The organism is Thiemannella venezuelensis (assembly GCF_014203605.1).
Taxonomy (GTDB): Bacteria; Actinomycetota; Actinomycetes; order Streptosporangiales; family Streptosporangiaceae; genus Planomonospora_A; species Planomonospora_A venezuelensis.
Genome location: NZ_JACHJJ010000022.1, coordinates 52176 through 68972, shown reverse-complemented (window position 1 = coordinate 68972; position 16797 = coordinate 52176). Strand labels below are relative to the sequence as shown.

At 71.8% G+C, this 16797-nt stretch carries 18 protein-coding genes; 4 read left to right on the top strand and 14 right to left on the bottom strand.

What is annotated here, in order from left to right:
* Positions 1–46: 46 nt before the first annotated feature.
* Complete coding sequence (locus FHS22_RS27355) at positions 47–880, bottom strand: dioxygenase family protein (RefSeq protein WP_184946229.1); 834 nt, start codon at positions 878–880, stop codon at positions 47–49.
* A 244-nt stretch (positions 881–1124) separates the two neighbouring features.
* Here FHS22_RS27355 and FHS22_RS27350 point away from each other — a divergent pair, with 244 nt between their 5' ends.
* Complete coding sequence (locus tag FHS22_RS27350) at positions 1125–2057, top strand: AraC-like ligand-binding domain-containing protein (RefSeq protein ID WP_184946227.1); 933 nt, start codon at positions 1125–1127, stop codon at positions 2055–2057.
* Between the two features lie 212 nt (positions 2058–2269).
* On the opposite strand, the gene FHS22_RS27345 is transcribed toward FHS22_RS27350, so the two are convergent.
* Genes FHS22_RS27345 through FHS22_RS27335 form a run of 3 tightly spaced genes read right to left on the bottom strand, consistent with a single transcriptional unit; the run spans position 2270 to position 4048 of the window.
* Positions 2270–3355, bottom strand: coding sequence for an alcohol dehydrogenase catalytic domain-containing protein (locus FHS22_RS27345; protein ID WP_184946225.1), 1086 nt, complete (start codon positions 3353–3355; stop codon positions 2270–2272).
* A 14-nt stretch (positions 3356–3369) separates the two neighbouring features.
* Positions 3370–3564, bottom strand: a complete 195-nt coding sequence (locus FHS22_RS27340) for a ferredoxin (protein WP_184946224.1) — start codon at positions 3562–3564, stop codon at positions 3370–3372.
* A gap of 10 nt (positions 3565–3574) precedes the next feature.
* The gene (locus tag FHS22_RS27335) at positions 3575–4048 is read right to left on the bottom strand and encodes a pyridoxamine 5'-phosphate oxidase family protein (RefSeq protein WP_184946222.1); all 474 of its coding nucleotides are present in this window, start codon (positions 4046–4048) and stop codon (positions 3575–3577) included.
* A 77-nt stretch (positions 4049–4125) separates the two neighbouring features.
* Here FHS22_RS27335 and FHS22_RS27330 point away from each other — a divergent pair, with 77 nt between their 5' ends.
* Entirely contained in the window at positions 4126–4782 is a 657-nt protein-coding gene (locus FHS22_RS27330) for a class I SAM-dependent methyltransferase (protein WP_260408339.1), read from the top strand.
* 8 nt (positions 4783–4790) lie between these two features.
* On the opposite strand, the gene FHS22_RS27325 is transcribed toward FHS22_RS27330, so the two are convergent.
* The 4 genes from FHS22_RS27325 to FHS22_RS27310 form a co-directional block, all read right to left on the bottom strand.
* Positions 4791–5939: a DUF1702 family protein gene (locus FHS22_RS27325; protein ID WP_184946220.1), complete on the bottom strand. Its 1149-nt coding sequence runs from the start codon at positions 5937–5939 to the stop codon at positions 4791–4793.
* 91 nt (positions 5940–6030) lie between these two features.
* A complete protein-coding gene (locus tag FHS22_RS27320) occupies positions 6031–7080 on the bottom strand; it encodes a prenyltransferase (RefSeq protein ID WP_184946218.1) in 1050 nt (349 codons plus the stop codon).
* Positions 7077–7790: a class I SAM-dependent methyltransferase gene (locus tag FHS22_RS27315; protein WP_184946216.1), complete on the bottom strand. Its 714-nt coding sequence runs from the start codon at positions 7788–7790 to the stop codon at positions 7077–7079. Before FHS22_RS27315 ends, FHS22_RS27320 begins: the two co-directional genes overlap by 4 nt.
* A 28-nt stretch (positions 7791–7818) precedes the next feature.
* Positions 7819–9063 (bottom strand): glycosyltransferase family 4 protein, encoded by a 1245-nt coding sequence (locus FHS22_RS27310; RefSeq protein ID WP_184946214.1) that lies wholly within the window; start codon positions 9061–9063, stop codon positions 7819–7821.
* 306 nt (positions 9064–9369) lie between these two features.
* Here FHS22_RS27310 and FHS22_RS27305 point away from each other — a divergent pair, with 306 nt between their 5' ends.
* On the top strand, positions 9370–10398 hold the full coding sequence (locus FHS22_RS27305; protein ID WP_184946212.1) for a GDP-mannose 4,6-dehydratase: 1029 nt from the start codon (positions 9370–9372) through the stop codon (positions 10396–10398).
* A 180-nt stretch (positions 10399–10578) separates the two neighbouring features.
* Here the strand turns inward: FHS22_RS27305 and FHS22_RS27300 are convergent, their stop codons facing one another.
* The 6 genes from FHS22_RS27300 to FHS22_RS27275 form a co-directional block, all read right to left on the bottom strand.
* Positions 10579–10947 (bottom strand): helix-turn-helix domain-containing protein, encoded by a 369-nt coding sequence (locus FHS22_RS27300; RefSeq protein ID WP_184946210.1) that lies wholly within the window; start codon positions 10945–10947, stop codon positions 10579–10581.
* On the bottom strand, positions 10944–11318 hold the full coding sequence (locus FHS22_RS27295; RefSeq protein WP_184946208.1) for a type II toxin-antitoxin system RelE/ParE family toxin: 375 nt from the start codon (positions 11316–11318) through the stop codon (positions 10944–10946). The genes FHS22_RS27300 and FHS22_RS27295 overlap by 4 nt, the downstream gene beginning before the upstream one ends.
* Before the next feature lie 354 nt (positions 11319–11672).
* On the bottom strand, positions 11673–12476 hold the full coding sequence (locus tag FHS22_RS27290; RefSeq protein ID WP_184946206.1) for an aminoglycoside phosphotransferase family protein: 804 nt from the start codon (positions 12474–12476) through the stop codon (positions 11673–11675).
* Positions 12477–12705: 229 nt separating this feature from the next.
* Positions 12706–13326 (bottom strand): hypothetical protein, encoded by a 621-nt coding sequence (locus FHS22_RS27285; RefSeq protein WP_184946204.1) that lies wholly within the window; start codon positions 13324–13326, stop codon positions 12706–12708.
* A gap of 126 nt (positions 13327–13452) precedes the next feature.
* On the bottom strand, positions 13453–14202 hold the full coding sequence (locus tag FHS22_RS27280; protein ID WP_184946202.1) for a hypothetical protein: 750 nt from the start codon (positions 14200–14202) through the stop codon (positions 13453–13455).
* Positions 14203–14260: 58 nt separating this feature from the next.
* Positions 14261–15460, bottom strand: a complete 1200-nt coding sequence (locus FHS22_RS27275) for a cytochrome P450 (protein ID WP_184946200.1) — start codon at positions 15458–15460, stop codon at positions 14261–14263.
* 477 nt (positions 15461–15937) lie between these two features.
* Here FHS22_RS27275 and FHS22_RS27270 point away from each other — a divergent pair, with 477 nt between their 5' ends.
* On the top strand, positions 15938–16780 hold the full coding sequence (locus FHS22_RS27270; protein WP_184946198.1) for a fumarylacetoacetate hydrolase family protein: 843 nt from the start codon (positions 15938–15940) through the stop codon (positions 16778–16780).
* The last annotated feature ends 17 nt before the right edge of the window (positions 16781–16797 follow it).

The window sequence follows — 16797 nt, the reverse complement described above, 5'->3', positions numbered from 1 at the left end:
CCCCGCCGCTCACCGGGCGTCCCGGCCGTTCAGGAGGTGCCGCCTGTCACAGGCGCCGCCACAGAGCCGGGACGTTCGGGGGCTCCCAGCCCGCCAGGGCCGTGTGCGCCTGGAGGCACCGGTAGCCCGCGCCGCCGTAGGTGACCTGGTCGCCGACGCTGTAGGCGGTCCCGGCCCGCCAGGTGCCGCCCCCGCCGGTGGGGGTCACCGTCGGCGTCGGCGTCGGCGTCGGCGAGCTCGTGCCGGCGACGTCGAGCACGAAGTCGAACGTCGCCTCCCGCCCGGAGCCGACCGTGCGCACGTTCATGAGCAGCGACGGGTCGTAGATCGTGTCGGTGTTGTTGCGCGGCTCGCCGGGGAAGTAGAGCTGGGTGGTCAGGATCTGCGGCCGGCCCGGGGCCTGGAGCTTGACGTGGATGTGCCGGGTCCGGCCCGGGTAGAGACCGGGGACGATGGTGGTCAGCCGGTAGACCCCGTTCGCGTCGGTGTACAGGTGGCCGCGCAGGGTGTAGCGGACGTTGTCGTAGGCGCCCATGGTGTCGGCCTGCCAGAAGTCCAGCAGCACCCGGCTGAGCGGCTGGCAGGCGCGGTTGAAGACGTGGCCGGTGACGACCAGGCGGGTGCCGGAGACTCCGGCGGTGAGGTCGTCGCGCTCGGGGGAGTTGGGCTTGAAGTACGGCCCCTCCGTCTGCGCGATGGTCGTCCGGCCGGGGGTGCAGGCCAGCGGCTCGTCCACCGCCGGGGCCCCGGAGGCGGCGGCGCCGGCGGTGGCGGCGCCGACCACGGCGGGGACGGCCAGGGCGCCCACCCCGACCGCGGCGATGAACTGCTTACGGCTGAGGCCGGACTCCTCGTCGGTCGCGTGAGGGTTCTCGGACATGAGTGCTCTCCTTCGGACAGCGGCGGTCGACCGCGCTGGGGGGTGCGGCGCGGTCCGTCCCGTCCTGACGTGTATATCCACCGGCCGGTCCGGAGTTTTGGCCTCCGGCGCCAGGCTGTTGGCGGGCAGCGCCAGGCCGGGAGGGGGCGCCGGGTATAACACGGGGCTGGAGACGCGGATGGGATTTCCGCCGGGCCGCGGCGGGACGGGAGGCTGGGACCGTCAGCGCGACGAGGAGACGGTCATGCCCACGTACGTCAGCACGGCCGGCCAGCCGGTCCGGGACCAGGCCGCGTTCTGGCGGCACCTCGTGTCGGAGGCCTTCGGCCCGCTGGAGCTGCGGGCCGACGCCCGCGAGGGGTTCGCCGGCCGGATCGTCGGCCGCACCCTCGGCCCGGTCCAGGTGAGCGAGGTGCACGCCCCGGCCCACGTGGTCAGCCGCGCCGCCCGGCATGTCCTGCGCGACGGCCGCGAGCACTACAAGCTCTCCCTGCTGCTGCGCGGCTCGGGCGTGGTCGAGCAGGCGGGCAGGCACGTCGAGGTCGGCTCCGGGGACCTGGTCCTGTACGACCTGGCCCGCCCGATCCGGTTCGCGCTGCGCGAGCACGACCTGCTGGCGCTCACGATCCCCCGGTCGGTGATCCCGCTGCCCCCGGCCCACGTGGCGGCCCTGGCGGGCACGGTGCTGGGCAGCCGATCGGGCCCCGGCCGGCTGGCCGTCTCGTTCCTGACCGCGCTGGCGGCCGACGGCGACGCCGCGGAGGGCCCGCACGGCCCGCACGTGGGGGAGGCACTGGTCAGCGTGGTGACCGGGGCGATGCGCGAGCGGCTCGACGGCGTGCTCCCCGCCGCGGGCGCCCACGCCGAGATGCTCGCGCGGATCGAGGACTGGATCGAGGAGAACCTGCAGCACCCCGGCCTGTCCCCGGCGGTGATCGCCCGGGCCCACCACGTCTCGGTCCGTCAGCTCCACCGGATCTTCCAGGCGGCGGGCACCACGGTCGCCGCGCACGTGCGGGCCCGCCGCCTGGACCACTGCCGCCGCGAGCTGTCGGCCGCGGAGCCGGGCGAGCGGGTGAACACCATCGCCGCCCGCTGGGGCTTCCCCGACGCGGCCTCGTTCAGCCGGGCCTTCCGCCGCGCCTACGGGGCCGCCCCCCGGGACTACCGCTCCTGACGGGGGTCCGCCCCCGACAGGACCACAGCCCCTGTGACGGGGGACTTCCGCGGCCGGCCGCTCGTACGGGTGGGGTGCGGCGGCCGGACGGAGACGGCCCGCGGCGTCCGGTGATCCGGATGCCGCGGGCCGTGCTGCCGGGGGGAGCCGCCGGGGCCGGGCGCCGTGCCGTCCCCGGCGGCGGGCCGTACCGGCCGTGCGGCCCGGAGCCGTCAGTCCAGGACCACGACCTGGCGCAGGACCTCGCCGCCGCGCAGCGCCGCCACGGCGTCGTTGAGGTCGGCGAGCTTGATCCGGGAGCTGATCATGCTCTCCAGGTCGAGCTTGCCCGCCTTGTACAGCTCGGCGAAGAACGGGAAGTCCCGGCGGACGTCGGACCCGCCGTACAGCGAGCTGAGGATGTTCTTGCCCTCGAACAGGAGGTTGAACGCGGTCAGCGGGACGGTGTCGTCCATCGCGCCCGCACCGACGATCACCACGTCACCGCCGCGCCGGGTGGCCTGCCAGGCGGTCATGATGGCGGCGGACTTGCCGACCGCCTCGAAGCCGTAGTCGAAGCCCTGGCCGCCGGTCAGCGTGCCGAGCGCGTCCGTGAGCTGGTCGGGCGTGATCGCGTGGGTGGCGCCGACCTTCTTGGCCAGCTCGTGCTTGGACTCCAGCGGGTCGATCGCCAGGATCGTGGTCGCGCCGGAGATCCGGGCGCCCTGGATGATCGACAGGCCGATGCCGCCGGCGCCGACCACGGCCACGGTCGAGCCCGGGCGGACCTTGGCGGTGTTGAGCGCCGCGCCGACGCCGGTGGTGACGCCGCAGCCGATCAGCGCCGCGACCTCGAAGGGCACCTCCGGGTCGACCTTGATCGCGCCCTGCCAGGGCACGACGATCTCCTCGGACCAGGTGCCGCACCCGGCCATGCCGAACGCCGGGGTGTCGCCGCCGTAGCGGAAGCGGGCGTTGACGAAGCTGTCCATGACGTAGGTCATGCACAGGAACGGCTGGCCGACCAGGCAGTTGGGGCAGGAGCCGCAGGCCGGGGTCCAGTTGACGATGACGTGGTCACCGGGCTGGAGGCCGGTCACGTGGTCGCCGACCTCGACGACCTCGCCCGCGCCCTCGTGGCCGGGGATGACCGGGAGCGGCATGGGCAGCACGCCGCTGAGAACCGACAGGTCGGAGTGGCAGACACCGGTCGCCCGCACCTTGATCCGCACGTCGGCCGGGCCCATCGGGGCGAGGGTGAAGTCATCGCGGATGTCGAGCTTGTCGTCGCCTACTGCGTGCAGGAGCGCACCACGCATGGGGGGATCCCTTCCTAGTTCTCCTCGAGGGAGAGAGCGGCTTTGGGGCAGGACCGCACGGCGTGCCGCACGCGGTCCATCATCTCCGGCGGCGGCTCAGGCAGCAGGATGTGCAGCTGGTCGTCGTCGTCGAGCTCGAAGACCTCCGGGGCGAGTCCCATGCAGACCGCGTTGGCCTCGCAGACCAGATAGTCGACCTTGACCTTCATGTGAGCCTCCTCAGCCGGGCTGGACCTGCGTGGCGAGCTTACGGTGATCCCAGGAGATCACCCGGGTAGGCTCCACCACGAAGGCGACCCGCTTGCGGCCGGTGTAGGCGACGTACTCGGTCAGGAGCTCCTCGGCGTCCGGCATCCCGGCCATCCGCCTGGCGACGTTCATGCCGACGTCGAGGATGCCCTCGGTGTCGTCGATCCTGCGGGCGACGCCGTACACCAGGACCCCGCGCAGGTCGGAGTACTCGTCTCCGGCCTCGATCAGGCAGCTCACCCGGGCGTCCCGCTCGATGTTGCGCGTCTTCTGGGCCTTGCCGTAGGTCCAGAACGAGATCTTTCCGCCGGTCAGCCCGTAGAACATGGTCACCATGTGCGGTGTGCCGTCCGGGTTGATCGTGCCGAGCTGGAGTTTGCGTGAGTCGGCGATGAAGGCGGTGACCTCGTCTTCGGACATCACGATGCGGGCGCGCTGGTTCACGGTGCAAAGTAGAACACGTTCCATAGGGCCGGGCAAGAGCCGTACGGAATGTTGTTCGGCCTGGGTAGTCTGCTCCGATGAGCAACGCCACGCCGCCTCCGATGCCCTCCGACCTGCTGGGCGCCGCGCAGCGCGCCAAGGGGTTCATGCCCCACCCCGAGGGACTGGTCCTGTTCGAGACCGCCGTCGAGTACGGCCCGCTCGGGCCGATCTGCGAGATCGGCACCTACTGCGGGAAGTCGGCCGTCTACCTCGGCGCCGCCGCCCGCCAGGCGGGCTCGGTGGTCCTGACCGTCGACCACCACCGGGGCTCGGAGGAGATCCAGCCGGGCTGGGCGCACCACGACCCCACCCTGGTCGACCCGCGCTTCGGCAAGATGGACTCGCTGCCCGTCTTCCGCGCCACGATCGCCTCCGCCGGGCTGGAGGAGGAGGTCATCGCGATCGTCGGCAGGTCCGAGCAGGTCGCCCGGCTCTGGAACACCCCGCTGGCGATGCTGTTCATCGACGGCGGCCACTCCGAGGAGCCGGTGACCAAGGACTACGAGGGCTGGGCGCCGCACGTCATGATCGGCGGAGCGCTGGTCTTCCACGACGTCTACCCCGACCCGGCCGACGGCGGGCAGGCGCCGTACCGCGTCTACCAGCGGGTCCTCGCCTCCGGGGCGTTCAAGGAGGTCCGGAGGGAGGGGTCGCTGCGGGTGCTGGAGCGCACCGGCCCCGGCATCGGCTGAGCCGCCCCTCAGGGCAGGCGCGCGCGGCGGGACCAGGCCTTGCGGACCCCGGCCCGCCAGGCCTGGTAGTGCTCGGCGCTGTGGGCGTTGTGGCCGAGCGCGATGAGCGCGGTGTCGGTCCAGCCGGCGGCCTCGTCCACCTCCGCCCCGCAGAGCACGGGCGCGGCGTCGATGGTGTGCCCGGGCACGATCTCGGAGATCATCCGGATGGCGCAGGCGAAGGCTCCGCCCTGGGCGAGGTGCGCGCGCAGGCCGACGCGGGCCGCGGCCTCGTCCAGCCGCTCCAGCGCGGCCGGGGTCGCGCCACCGGCGTACACGGCGGCCTGGCCGACGCCGCTCCACAGGTCGGGGTGGCGTCCGGCGGGGAACTCGGCGATGCGCGCGACGACGTCCTCCACGCCCGCGCACTCGTGGAACCAGAGCATCCGGCCCAGTCCCTGGTCGAAGACGGCCCTGCGGGTCCGGTCCAGCAGCCCGGCGGTGCGCTGCCGCCCGACGGTCCGGTCGGCGGCGGCGAAGCCCTGGTGGAAGCCGAAGCCGTCGAAGGCCAGCCAGCGCAGCAGCGGGTGGACCGCGCGGATGCCCCACATCGGGCGGATCCGGAGCCGCGCGTAGGCGCGCCCCGCGCCGATGTGGACCAGGTGCGGGTAGCGCATGCCCGGCCCGCTGAGCAGCTCCCGGAGCCGCCGCCCGCCGGTCAGCGTGAGCACGTCCAGCGTCGCGCAGGCCATGCCCGCGCCCTCGTAGGCGAACCCGCGCAGCTCCCCGGAGAGGTCGTCGATCCGGCCGGTCTCGCCCGCGAGGACCGCGTTGAACCCGGTCAGGAAGGAGCGGCAGCCCGCCTCCAGGTGGGCGCGGGCCGTACCCAGGCGGAACCGGAGCGCCCCGAAGCCGGCCCGGCCGGGATCCTGCCAGAGCAGGCCGCGCGGGCCGCCGGGACGGACCGGCCAGGAGGCGTCCTGGCCGGTCGGCTCGGCCGCCGCCGGCTCGGGCCCCGCCGGCTCGGGCCCCGCCGGCGCGGGCCCCGCCGGCGCGGCCGATTCGGGCGAGATCGGCGCCGCCGGTCCGGGGACGACCGGTGCGACCGGCCCGGGGGCGACGACCCCGTCGGTCTCGCCGCGCTGAGTCACTGCTCCGGTGCCCTCCGCGTTGCTCACGGGTCCCGACCGTAGCCACCGGGCTCCGGGCCCTCAAACACCGCGGGACGGGGTCCGGGCAAAGAGCCGGGAAAGAAACCGGCCGCCGGTGTCAGCGGGAGTGGGCGTGGCTGCAGCCGCAGGCGGCCGTGGGGCGGTCCGTCGGGTACCTGCCCGCGTCGCGGAAGATCCCCGCGCCCGGGGTACGGCCGAGCAGCGCGTCGGCGGCGAGCACGACGGCGGCCGCGGTGTAGGCCGAGCGCTCGTGCGGGAACCACTTCTCGTTCACGAACTGCCAGCCGGTCCAGTAGGAGCCGTCCTCGTGCCGCAGGTGCTGCATGTCGGCGAAGAGCTTCAGCGCCCGCTCGCGCTCGCCCAGGGCGTCCAGCGCCAGCACCAGCTCGCACGACTCCGCCCCGGTCACCCAGGGCTGGTCGGAGACGCAGCGGATGCCCAGGCCCGGCTCGACGAAGGTCTCCCACTCCTCGGCCAGCCGGGCGTGGGCCGCCGGGCCGCGCAGCGCGCCGCCGAGGATCGGGTAGTACCAGTCCATGGAGAAGCGGCTCTTGTCGGCGAACGCCTCGGGGTGGGCGGTCAGCACGTGGCCGAGCTGGTCGGCGGCGAGCTCCCAGTCGGGCTGCGGGTCGCCCAGGTGCTCGCCGAGCAGCACGCCGCAGCGCAGCCCCTGGTAGATCGAGGAGCATCCGGTCAGCAGGGCGTACGGCGCGGCCAGGCCGTCGGCCGCGCGCTCCCAGACGATCTCGCCCCGGGTCGTCTGCAGGCCGACCACGAAGTCGAGCGCGGCCCGGACGACCGGCCACATCTCCCGGGCGAACGCCTCGTCCCCGGTGACCAGCAGTTCGTGCCAGACGCCGACCGCGACGTAGGCGGCGTGGTTGGACTCCCCGCCCTTCTCCACGGCCTCGCCCGCGACGAGCTTCATCGGCCAGGAGCCGTCGGCCCGCTGGGTGCGCGCCAGCCAGTCGTAGCCCCGGCGGGCCGGTCCGGTCAGCCCGGCCACGCTCATCGCCATCAGGCACTCGACGTGGTTCCAGGCGTCGACGTGGCCCTCGGGCCACGGGATGCCGCCGTCGGGCTCCTGCACGGCCGCGATGCTCCGGGCGGTCTCGACCACCCTGGCCCATTCGAGCGGGAACGTCATGCGGGCTTCCGGACGTAGAGCACCACGCTCTTGCCGATGAGCGGGTTGAGCACGGCCTCGGCGATGCGGGTGGCGGCCGGGCGCTTCATGATGTCCCAGACCAGGATCTCGTGGTACGCCTTGGCCAGCGGGTGGTCGTCGTTGTTGACGCCGACCGCGCACTTGATCCACCAGTACGGCGCGTGCAGGCCGTGGGCGTGGTGGTGCGGGCCGATGGTGAAGCCGGTCGACTTCAGCTTCGCGCTGAGCTCGGCGAGCGTGTAGATCCGCACGTGCCCGCCGGGGGCGGTGTGGTAGTCCTCGTCCAGCGCCCAGCAGATCCGCTCGGGCAGGAAGCTCGGCACCGTGATCGCGGCCTGGCCGCCCGGCTTGAGGACCCGGAAGATCTCCCGCATGGCCGCCATGTCGTCGGGGATGTGCTCCAGCACCTCGGCGGCGATCACGCGGTCGAAGCTCGCGTCCGGGAACGGCATGTCCAGCGCGTCGCCGGTCACGGTCTCGGCCGTCGCCTCGTCGGGCACCTCCCCGGCCTGCTCCATGGCGGCGAACATGGTCGCCACGCCCTTCAGCTCCTCGGCGTCCATGTCGAAGGCGACCACGTCGGCACCGCGGCGCAGCACCTCGAACGCGTGCCGCCCGCCGCCGCAGCCCAGGTCGAGAACTCGGGTGCCGGGCCCGACGGGCAACCGGCCGAAGTCGACAGTCAGCACTTGCCGCTCCTTGCAGGGGTTGATGGTGTTACTTCGCGCGCCGGGCCGAGATGGCCTCGCGGTAGGCCTCCACGGTCCGCTGCGCGACGACGTTCCAGGTGAAGCGCTCCATGACCCGGTCGTAGCCCTTGCGGCCGACCGCGGCCCGCTCCTCGGGCGAGTCGAGCAGGCGGCGCAGGACGGCGGCCAGCTCCTCCGGGTCACCGGGGGCGACCTGGACGGCCGCGTCGCCGACGACCTCGGGGAGCGCGCCGGTCCGCGAGGCGACCAGCGGAGTGCCGCAGGCCATGTGCTCGACGGCGGGCAGGGAGAAGCCCTCGTAGAGGGAGGGCACGACGGAGATCTCCGAGGTGGCGATCAGCTCGCCCAGCTCGTCGTCGGAGATGCCGTGCACGAACCGGACCCGGTCGTGCAGGGAGAGCTCGGCGACCAGCTTCTCGGTCGGACCGCCGGAGGTCGGCTTGCTGACCACGGTCAGGTTCACGTCGCGCTCGGTGGCGAGTTTGGCGACCGCGCGCAGCAGCGTCGCGACCCCCTTCATCGGGGAGTCGGCGCTGGCCACGGCGACGATCGAACCGGGCCGCTTGGGCAGTCCGGGGCGCGGGTGGAAGTAGCGGGTGTCCACGCCCAGCGGGATGAGCCGCATGTTGGCCTGGGGGACGTTGAAGTCGCGGTGGATGTCGGCCAGCGAGGACTCGCTGACGGTGAGGATCGGGTTCAGCCGGGGGGCGACCCGGGCCTGCATGCGGACGAAGCCGTACCACCGGCGCATGGAGAACTGCTTGCGCAGCGGCGCGGCCTTGAGCTCGATCCGCCGGTCCACGCTGATCGGGTGGTGGATGGTGCCGACCACCGGGAAGAGCTTCTGGATGCCGAGCAGGCCGTACCCGAGGGTCTGGTTGTCCTGGACCACGTCGAAGTCGCCGACGCGCTTGGCCAGCTCGCGGCGGGCCCGCAGGGTGAAGGTCAGCGGTTCGGGGAAGCCGGCGGTCCACATGGTCGCGACCTCCAGCCAGTCGATCCAGTCGCGGTACTCGCTCAGGCCGGGGGTGCGGAAGGGGTCCTCGTCGCGGTACAGGTCCAGGCTGGGGACCTTGTTGAGGACGACGCCCTCGTCGAGCTCGGGGTACGGCTGGCCGGAGAAGACCTCCACGTGGTGCCCCAGCGCGACCAGTTCCCTGCTGAGATGGCGCAGGTAGACACCCTGGCCACCGCAGGTCGGCTTGCTGCGGTAGGAGAGCAGCGCAACCCGCAGAGCGTCCGCACCTGGCACGGCAACCCCTTCCTCATCCTGTCCGATGAGGACAGGTACCGTGAAAGATGACCTTAGACCTCGGACCCTACCATTCGGTAGTTCTCTCCTACCTAATGTGGAATTGTGCTCAACGCCACCTTCACGGGGCGCGAACTGCGGCGTTAGCCTGACCGAACGAGACTCAGTGAAACGCGTTCTAGTCGTGTCGCGATCGGTGGCGTGCTCACACCGGGGCAGAGCGGTACATTCGCCAGTCACACGGCACACTGTTCGGGCGAGACGAGATCCGGGCGACAGTCCCGCCCGACGAGCGAGGAGGACGCGTTGGCCAGGCGCGCACTGATCACCGGCATCACCGGGCAGGACGGCTCCTATCTGGCCGAGTGCCTGCTGGAGCGGGGCTACGAGGTCTGGGGCCTGGTCCGGGGGCAGGCCAACCCGCGGGTCTCCCGGGTGCGCAGGCTCCTGCAGGACGTCCGGCTCGTCCGCGGCGATCTGCTCGACCAGGGCTCGCTGATCTCGGCCGTGGAGAAGGTCCAGCCGGACGAGGTCTACAACCTGGGCGCCATCTCGTTCGTGCCGATGTCGTGGGAGCAGGCCGAGCTCACCGCCGAGGTCACCGGCATGGGCGTGCTGCGCATGCTGGAGGCCATCCGGGTCTGCTCGGGCATCTCCTCCTCCAGGAGCGCCAACGGCTCCGGCCAGATCCGCTTCTACCAGGCGTCGTCCTCGGAGATGTTCGGCCAGGTCCGGGAGACCCCGCAGGCCGAGACCACCCCGTTCCACCCCCGCTCGCCGTACGGCGTGGCCAAGGCCTACGGCCACTTCCTGACCCAGAACTACCGCGAGTCCTACGGCATGTTCGCCGTCTCCGGCATCCTGTTCAACCACGAGTCCCCGCGCCGCGGCGCCGAGTTCGTCACCCGCAAGGTCTCCCTCGGCGCGGCCCGCATCAAGCTGGGCCTCGCCTCCGAGCTGCGCCTGGGCAACCTGGAGGCCCGCCGCGACTGGGGCTACGCCGGCGACTACGTCCGCGCGATGCACCTGATGCTCCAGGCGGAGACGCCGGAGGACTACGTGATCGGCACCGGCCGCACCCAGTCGGTGCGCGAGCTGGTCGAGGCGGCCTTCACCGCCGCGGACCTCGACTGGGAGCGGTACGTGGTCTGCGACCAGGCCCTGCACCGCCCGGCCGAGGTGGACCTGCTGTGCGCCGACCCCAAGAAGGCCCGCGTCCAGCTCGGCTGGGAGCCCTCGGTCTCCTTCGAGGAGCTCGTCGCCATGATGGTCGAGTCGGACGTCAGGCTCCTGTCCGAGGGCGGCGACCCCGACCAGGACTCCTCCTGGCCCTGACGCCCGCCGTATCGGGCGGCCCTGCGCCGCCCCGCCCGCGTCGCGCTCCTTTCGCCCCGGTACGGGGGTCCATCCAGTCAACGGCGCCCCAAGCCTGGCCGGGGGCCTACCAGGTGCCCCTGGCCCATCGACCTGACGTGCCGTCCTCGGACCAGACGTCGGCGAAGTGCCCTGTCTGCCTCAGGCTGCAGAGGAGCGGCCGTCGGTGGATGTCTCGTCCGGCTGGGGACGGTGATGCGGCGTGAAGACGAAAGTCGAGTCGCCGTCGTCCAGCCGGATGCTCAGGGAGGCGTCCAGGGCGCCGGCGAGGCGGGTCAGCAGGGCCAGGGTGGGCACGGAGTCGCCGCCTTCGATGGTGGAGATCTGCGGTTGGGTCATGCCCGCGCGGCGGGCCAGCTCGGCCTGGGAGAGACCGAGAGCGGTCCGGCGGTCGTAGACGGCCTGTCCGAGTGCCAGAGCGTATCCGGCCTCCACGTAGGCGGGGGATTCCTCGATCGTCTCCCCCAGAAGCCTCCTGGTCCGTCGGGTCTTCCACTGGGAATGGTTCATGACTTCGGCTCCTCTGCCCGGTCGTAGGTGTGCTCGGCGGGGTTGTGTTCGGCTTCGCACACCTTCTGCGCCTGTCGTGCCCGTTCGATCTCCGCTTCCTCGTGCTGCCGGGTCTTGCGGAACACCGTGAGGAGCACGATCCGTTGCTCGGGGGCAAGCCAGTAGGTGATGCGGACGGCGCTGCCATCCAGGTTGAAACGCAGTTCGCGGACCCTGCCGCCGAGGTGGCGGGAGTACGGCTCGCCAAGGGTGGTCGGCTGGGAGGCGAGCATGTCGACGGCCCGCTCGGCCTTGTCGTAGTGCCGGTCGGTGAGGAGCTCCAGCCACTGCCGGACCTCCGGCTCGATCTCGATCCGCCAAAGAGCGCTCACATGCCGACTATACAAAAAACGATATAGCGAGGTGCCGAGAGCACAGAGCCAGGCACGGTCGGTGAGCTCTACGGCACCTGCAGGATCGAATACCTCTCAGCTGAGTGTGCCGTTCTTGGACCACACGTCGGCGAAGTGCTCCATCTGCTGTAGGACCAGCTCGATGGCCTTGACCTCGTACTCCGGGGGATAGTTGTAGCGGGCCAGGGGACGCCTGGCGGACGAGGAACCGCAGCCGCCGGTGGTCAGTGTCCGCGCTTGCGCTTGAGCCGTTCGGCTTGGGCGACCGGGAGCTTCTTGATGCCGTTGATGAGGATGCGCCGACCGGTCGGGATCCCGACCGGACCGCTGAACCTATTTGCTCACCGCGGAATCCTCCGCCAGACGTAGGAGGAACCGAGTTTTCCGGTCGAAAAGGCCCCGGTTCAGCCGGGGGATGGCGATCATCGCGGCTGTCGCCCGGCACCAGTCCATCAGTCGATCAGGGGTCAGATCCGGGAGTAGGGCGGCGAGGTGGGCGATGTTCTCCTCCAGTTCGCGAAGCTCTGCGACTTGAGCGAGCACCCAGTCGATGGCGTCGAAGGCAGGATCGCCGATGCTGGGCCGCGGGTCGATCACGACGAGACCGTGGCTGCCGCTGATGAGGACGTTACCGGGGTGCAGGTCCCCATGGACCAGTCCGGCAGGGCCGTCCGCGGACAGGGCGAGTGCGGCGGCCCGGCAGCGATCGAGGAGATCGCGGTCGAGGTGCTTCTCCGCCGGGCTGTCCCGCCATCGGCCGACGGTCAGGTCGAAGAGAAAGTCAATGCGCTGCCGTAGCGCGGGAAGTCCGTTCTCGGGGATCGTCGTCGGGCGGAGCCGGCGGAGAAGCATCGCGACGTCTTCGATCGGCAGCCGCTCGACCGGGTTGCCGGGTTCCACAGCTCCCAGCAGCAGGGACCCCGACTCGCTGTCCGAGTCGATCAGCGGGACTACGTGGACGTTGTCCGCCCACGCCCGGAGCGCGATCGCCTCGGTGACGCCGATCTCCGGCTCGGGAGTGAGCTTGAGGAAGGCCGGACTGCCATCGGCCCGCCGCACATGGAAGGCACACGAGGTGTTACCCGCCGCGACGGCGGCGACGATCTCCAGATTCCAGCGCCGGACGAGTCTCTCCAACAGCTCGGGCAGAGCGGCGAATCAGTCGTGAAATCCAGGACCGAACCGGCTGACGAGCCTGGCCTCAGCAGCGGGATCAAGAGCGAGATCGGGAATGCTGCAGTGTCGCACACGCCGTTGAACTGCTTGTTGTGAAAGAACGCCGATGATCGCCTCTATGCGGCCTATGGAAGTCCCGGGGTTCGGCGCTACCGAGGCGTCCTGACTTCCGGGGGTGGAGAGCGCGGGGTCAGGAGCCGAGGAACAGGCCGGCGCCGCACAGGACGAAGGACAGGGCGGAGACCGCGCAGGCGCCGATCACCGAGGCCCGGAGGCCGCGCCTGGCCTCGAAGCCGAACAGCAGCATGGCGGGGATGAAGGACAGGCAGAAGGGGGCGAGGGCGAGCAGGCCCACCGAGGCCCAGACGCCCCGGGCTCCCGTGGGCACGACGCGGTCGCCCTCGGGGGTGAGGGCGGCGGGGAAGACCTCGCCCGCCAGCGCGTCCGGCACGGTGCCGGCGACGATCGGCCCGCGCGCCGGGTCGTCGAACGTGAACCGGGCGTCGCAGTCGTAGCGCCCCCTGCCGAGGCTCTCGCAGGACAGGACCTCGGCGGTCCCGGGCGTGCCCCGGGAGCCGAGCGCGATCTCCAGGTCGGGGAGCGCGGTCGCGACGACGGTGCAGGCCAGGTACACCATCAGGCCCGCGAGGAAGAGCGCCCCCGCCGGTCCGGCGACCCGCCCCGCGAGCCCGTCGCGCACCGCCCTGCCCGGGGCGCCCCTGCGGGCGGGGGTGTTCTTCCGCGCGGGGGCGGGGCGCCGGTTCCGCGCGCTCTTGCCCGGCGCGGAGCCCTTCCCGGATCTGGAGGTCATGCGCTCCATGATGCGGGGCGGGACTTACAGGTCGGTTGCATATTTATGTGTAGTTATGTGATTGATAGTCCGGATCGTACGGCGGGCGCCCCGGACCGGTTCGGACCACACCGCCGCGCGCTCCCCCTACAGGACCGCGCTCCCGAGGACCGCGCCCACGATGCACACCACGAGTGAGAGCGTCGCCACCACGCCTCCCACGATGAGCGAGACGATGAAAGAGCGTTCGAGGGCGAAGCCGAACGTCAGGATGGGGGGGACGAAGGCCAGGCCGAACGGGACGAGGGCGAGCAGGCCCACCGCGGTCCAGACGCCCCGGGCTCCCGTGGGCTTGACGCGGTCACCCTCGGGGGTGAGGGCGGCGGGGAAGACCTCGCCCGCCTCCGCCTCGGGCACGGTGTCGACGGTGATGGGGTCGCGTGCCGGGTCGTCGAAGACGAACCACGCCTTGCAGTCGTACTCCCCCTTGCCGATGCGCTCGCAGGAGAAGACGTGGGCGGTCCCGGGCGTGCCCTTCCGGCCGAGCGCGACCTCCAGGTCGGGAAGGGTCGTCGTGATGACGGTCCAGGCCATCAGCAGGATCCCGCCTGTCGAGAAGAACATCATCCCCGCGGCGCCGAGGAGCTCCCGGGGAGTACGGCGCTGCCTGACCCCCCGGCGGGCGTCCTCCTTGCGGCGGGCCTCCTCTGCGAGGCGGGCCTGCTGCAGCCGGTAGTCCTTCCTGGACTGGCCCCGCTGCCGGGGGACGACGGGCACGGCCGGCTCGGAGCCTTCCGGGGACCCGGCGGCCGGGGGAGAGCCGTCTCCGGAGGACCGGCGGGCGCGGCTCTTGCGGGACCGGGACTTCCTGCCGGCGGTGTCTGGCGCGGGGGACATGCCCCCGAGCATGGCCGGGGGCACTTGGGACTCACCTGCAGCCCGGTGGGAACCGCCCTCAGGCGAGCGTGACCGGGAGCTCCTTGATGCCGTTGATGAAGTTGGAGCGCAGGCGGCGGGCCGGCCCGGCCTGGGCGATGCCGGGCAGGCGCTCGGCCAGGACCTCGAAGAGCACCCGCAGCTCCAGCTTGGCCAGGTGGTTGCCGAGGCAGAAGTGGGCCCCTCCGCCGCCGAAGCCGATGTGCGGGTTGGGGTCGCGCCCGATGTCGAAGACCCCGGGTGAGTCGAAGACGGTCTCGTCGCGGTTGGCCGAGCTGTAGAAGACCACGACCTTGTCGCCCTCGGCCACCTCCTGCCCGCCGATCACCGTGTCGGCGGTCGCCGTACGGCGGAAGAGATTGACCGGGGAGGCCCAGCGGACGATCTCGTCGGCCGCGGTGGCGGCCAGGGACGGGTCGGCCACCAGCCGGGCCCACTGCTCGGGGTGCTCGAAGAGGGCCAGCATGCCGCCGGAGGCCGCGTTGCGGGTGGTCTCGTTGCCCGCGACCACCAGCAGCAGCACGAACAGGTCGAACTCCTCCTCGCTGAGCGCCTCGCCGTTCTCGGCGGGCTGCAGGAGCCTGGTGACGATGTCGTCGCGGGGCTCGGCGCGCCGCCGCGCCGCCAGCTCGTTGGCGTAGGCGTAGACCTCCGCCGCCGCGGCCTGCCCCTCGGCGGGTTCGGCGGCGTAGTCGGGGTCGTCGGCGCCGACCAGCCGGTTGGACCAGTCGAAGAGCTTGTCCCGGTCCTCGACGGGGGCGCCGAGCAGCTCGCAGATCACGTACAGGGGGAGCGGGGCGGAGACGTCCCGGACGAAGTCGACCGAGCCCCGGCCCTTGGCCTCGTCCACCAGATCGTGGCAGATGTCGCGGATGTGCTGCTCCAGCTGCCCGATGGTCCGCGGGGTGAAGCCCCGGTTGACCAGGGAGCGGCGCCGGGTGTGCTCCGGCGGGTCCTGGTTGAGCATCATCATCCGCTGGAGCTCGCGCTCCTCCTCGGGCACCTCGTTGAACAGCGCGAGTTTCCGGCTGGAGGAGAACAGGTCGGAGTGCCGGGAGACGTGGACCACGTCGGCGTGCCGGGTCACCGCCCAGAAGTCGGGGCCCTCCTCGCCGCCGGGGTGCCGGTAGACCGGGGCGTTGGCCCGCAGCCAGGCGAGCTGCTCGTACGGAGGTCCGTGCTGCGCGTAGAAATCCCGGCCGACGAGGTCGATGTCCATGGGCCCTCCTGCGGTGACGCGTGTGTGCCGGGAGGCGCCGACCATGCGGGCGCGGCTCGTCGCCAGGCACTTGATCAAGCGCTTGGTCGGATATGTTTCTGAAACGTGTTCTATTACGGGTGCGGGGCGGAGTCAAGGGCCGGGGTCCGCCGGCGGGCGGCTCCCGGCGCCCCGTTCTCACCCTTCGTGTGCGGTCGAGGCGATTCCGCGAAAACGTGGCGGTCATGAGATCCGAGGTCCGATCTTTTTCCGGCGTCCCCCAACGGCTGCCCTCGACCGCCCTCTCCATTCACGCCGTAAGGTCCTCCCTGCTCGGGCCCGGTGCCCCACCGCCGGCGAACGGAGACCGTGGCCTCCGGGCTACGCCTTCGCCCGCTAACAGGTCGGATGTGTCGCCTGGTGAGGTCTTGACATGTGACTTCGGTCTCAGCGAGCATCGCGGCACAAGACATCCGATGTATGAGTGAAGGATGCGGTGTGAAACTGCTGCGAGTGGGACCTCCCGGCCAGGAGCGCCCGGCCGTGCTGGACGGGGCGGGGAACCTCCGGGAGATCTCCGGGGAGATCGACGGGGCCTTCTTCGCCTCCGGCGGGGTGGCACGCGTCCGCGCGGCGCTGGACCGGGACGAACTGCCCGTGATGGAGGCCGCGGGACTCCGGATCGGACCGCCGGTCGCCCGGCCCGGGAAGATCGTGTGCATCGGCCTCAACTACCGCGACCACGCCGGGGAGACCGGCGCCGAGCCCCCCGCCGAGCCGGTCGTCTTCATGAAGGCCCCCTCCACGGTCATCGGACCTTACGACGAGGTCCTCATCCCGCGCGGCAGCGTCAAGACCGACTGGGAGGTCGAGCTGGCCGTCGTCATCGGCGAGACGGCCCGCTACGTCGAGACGCACGAGGAGGCGCTGGCCAAGGTCGCGGGCTACACGATCTCCAACGACGTCTCCGAGCGGGAGTTCCAGCTGGAGCGCGGCGGCCAGTGGGACAAGGGCAAGTCCTGCGAGACCTTCAACCCGCTCGGTCCCTGGCTGGTCACCGCCGACGAGGTGCCCGACCCGCAGGACCTGGGCCTGCGCCTGTGGGTGGACGGCGAGCCGTACCAGAACGGCTCCACCAAGAACATGATCTTCGGCGTGGCCGAGGTCGTCCGCTACCTCAGCCACTTCATGGTCCTGGAGCCCGGCGACGTCATCAACACCGGCACCCCGGCCGGGGTCGCGCTCGGCCTGCCCGGCACGCCCTATCTGCGCGCGGGCCAGGTGATGGAGCTGGAAATCGACGGCCTCGGCCGCCAGCGCCAGACGGTCGGGCAAGCGTGAGCGAGCGGAGCAAGCGA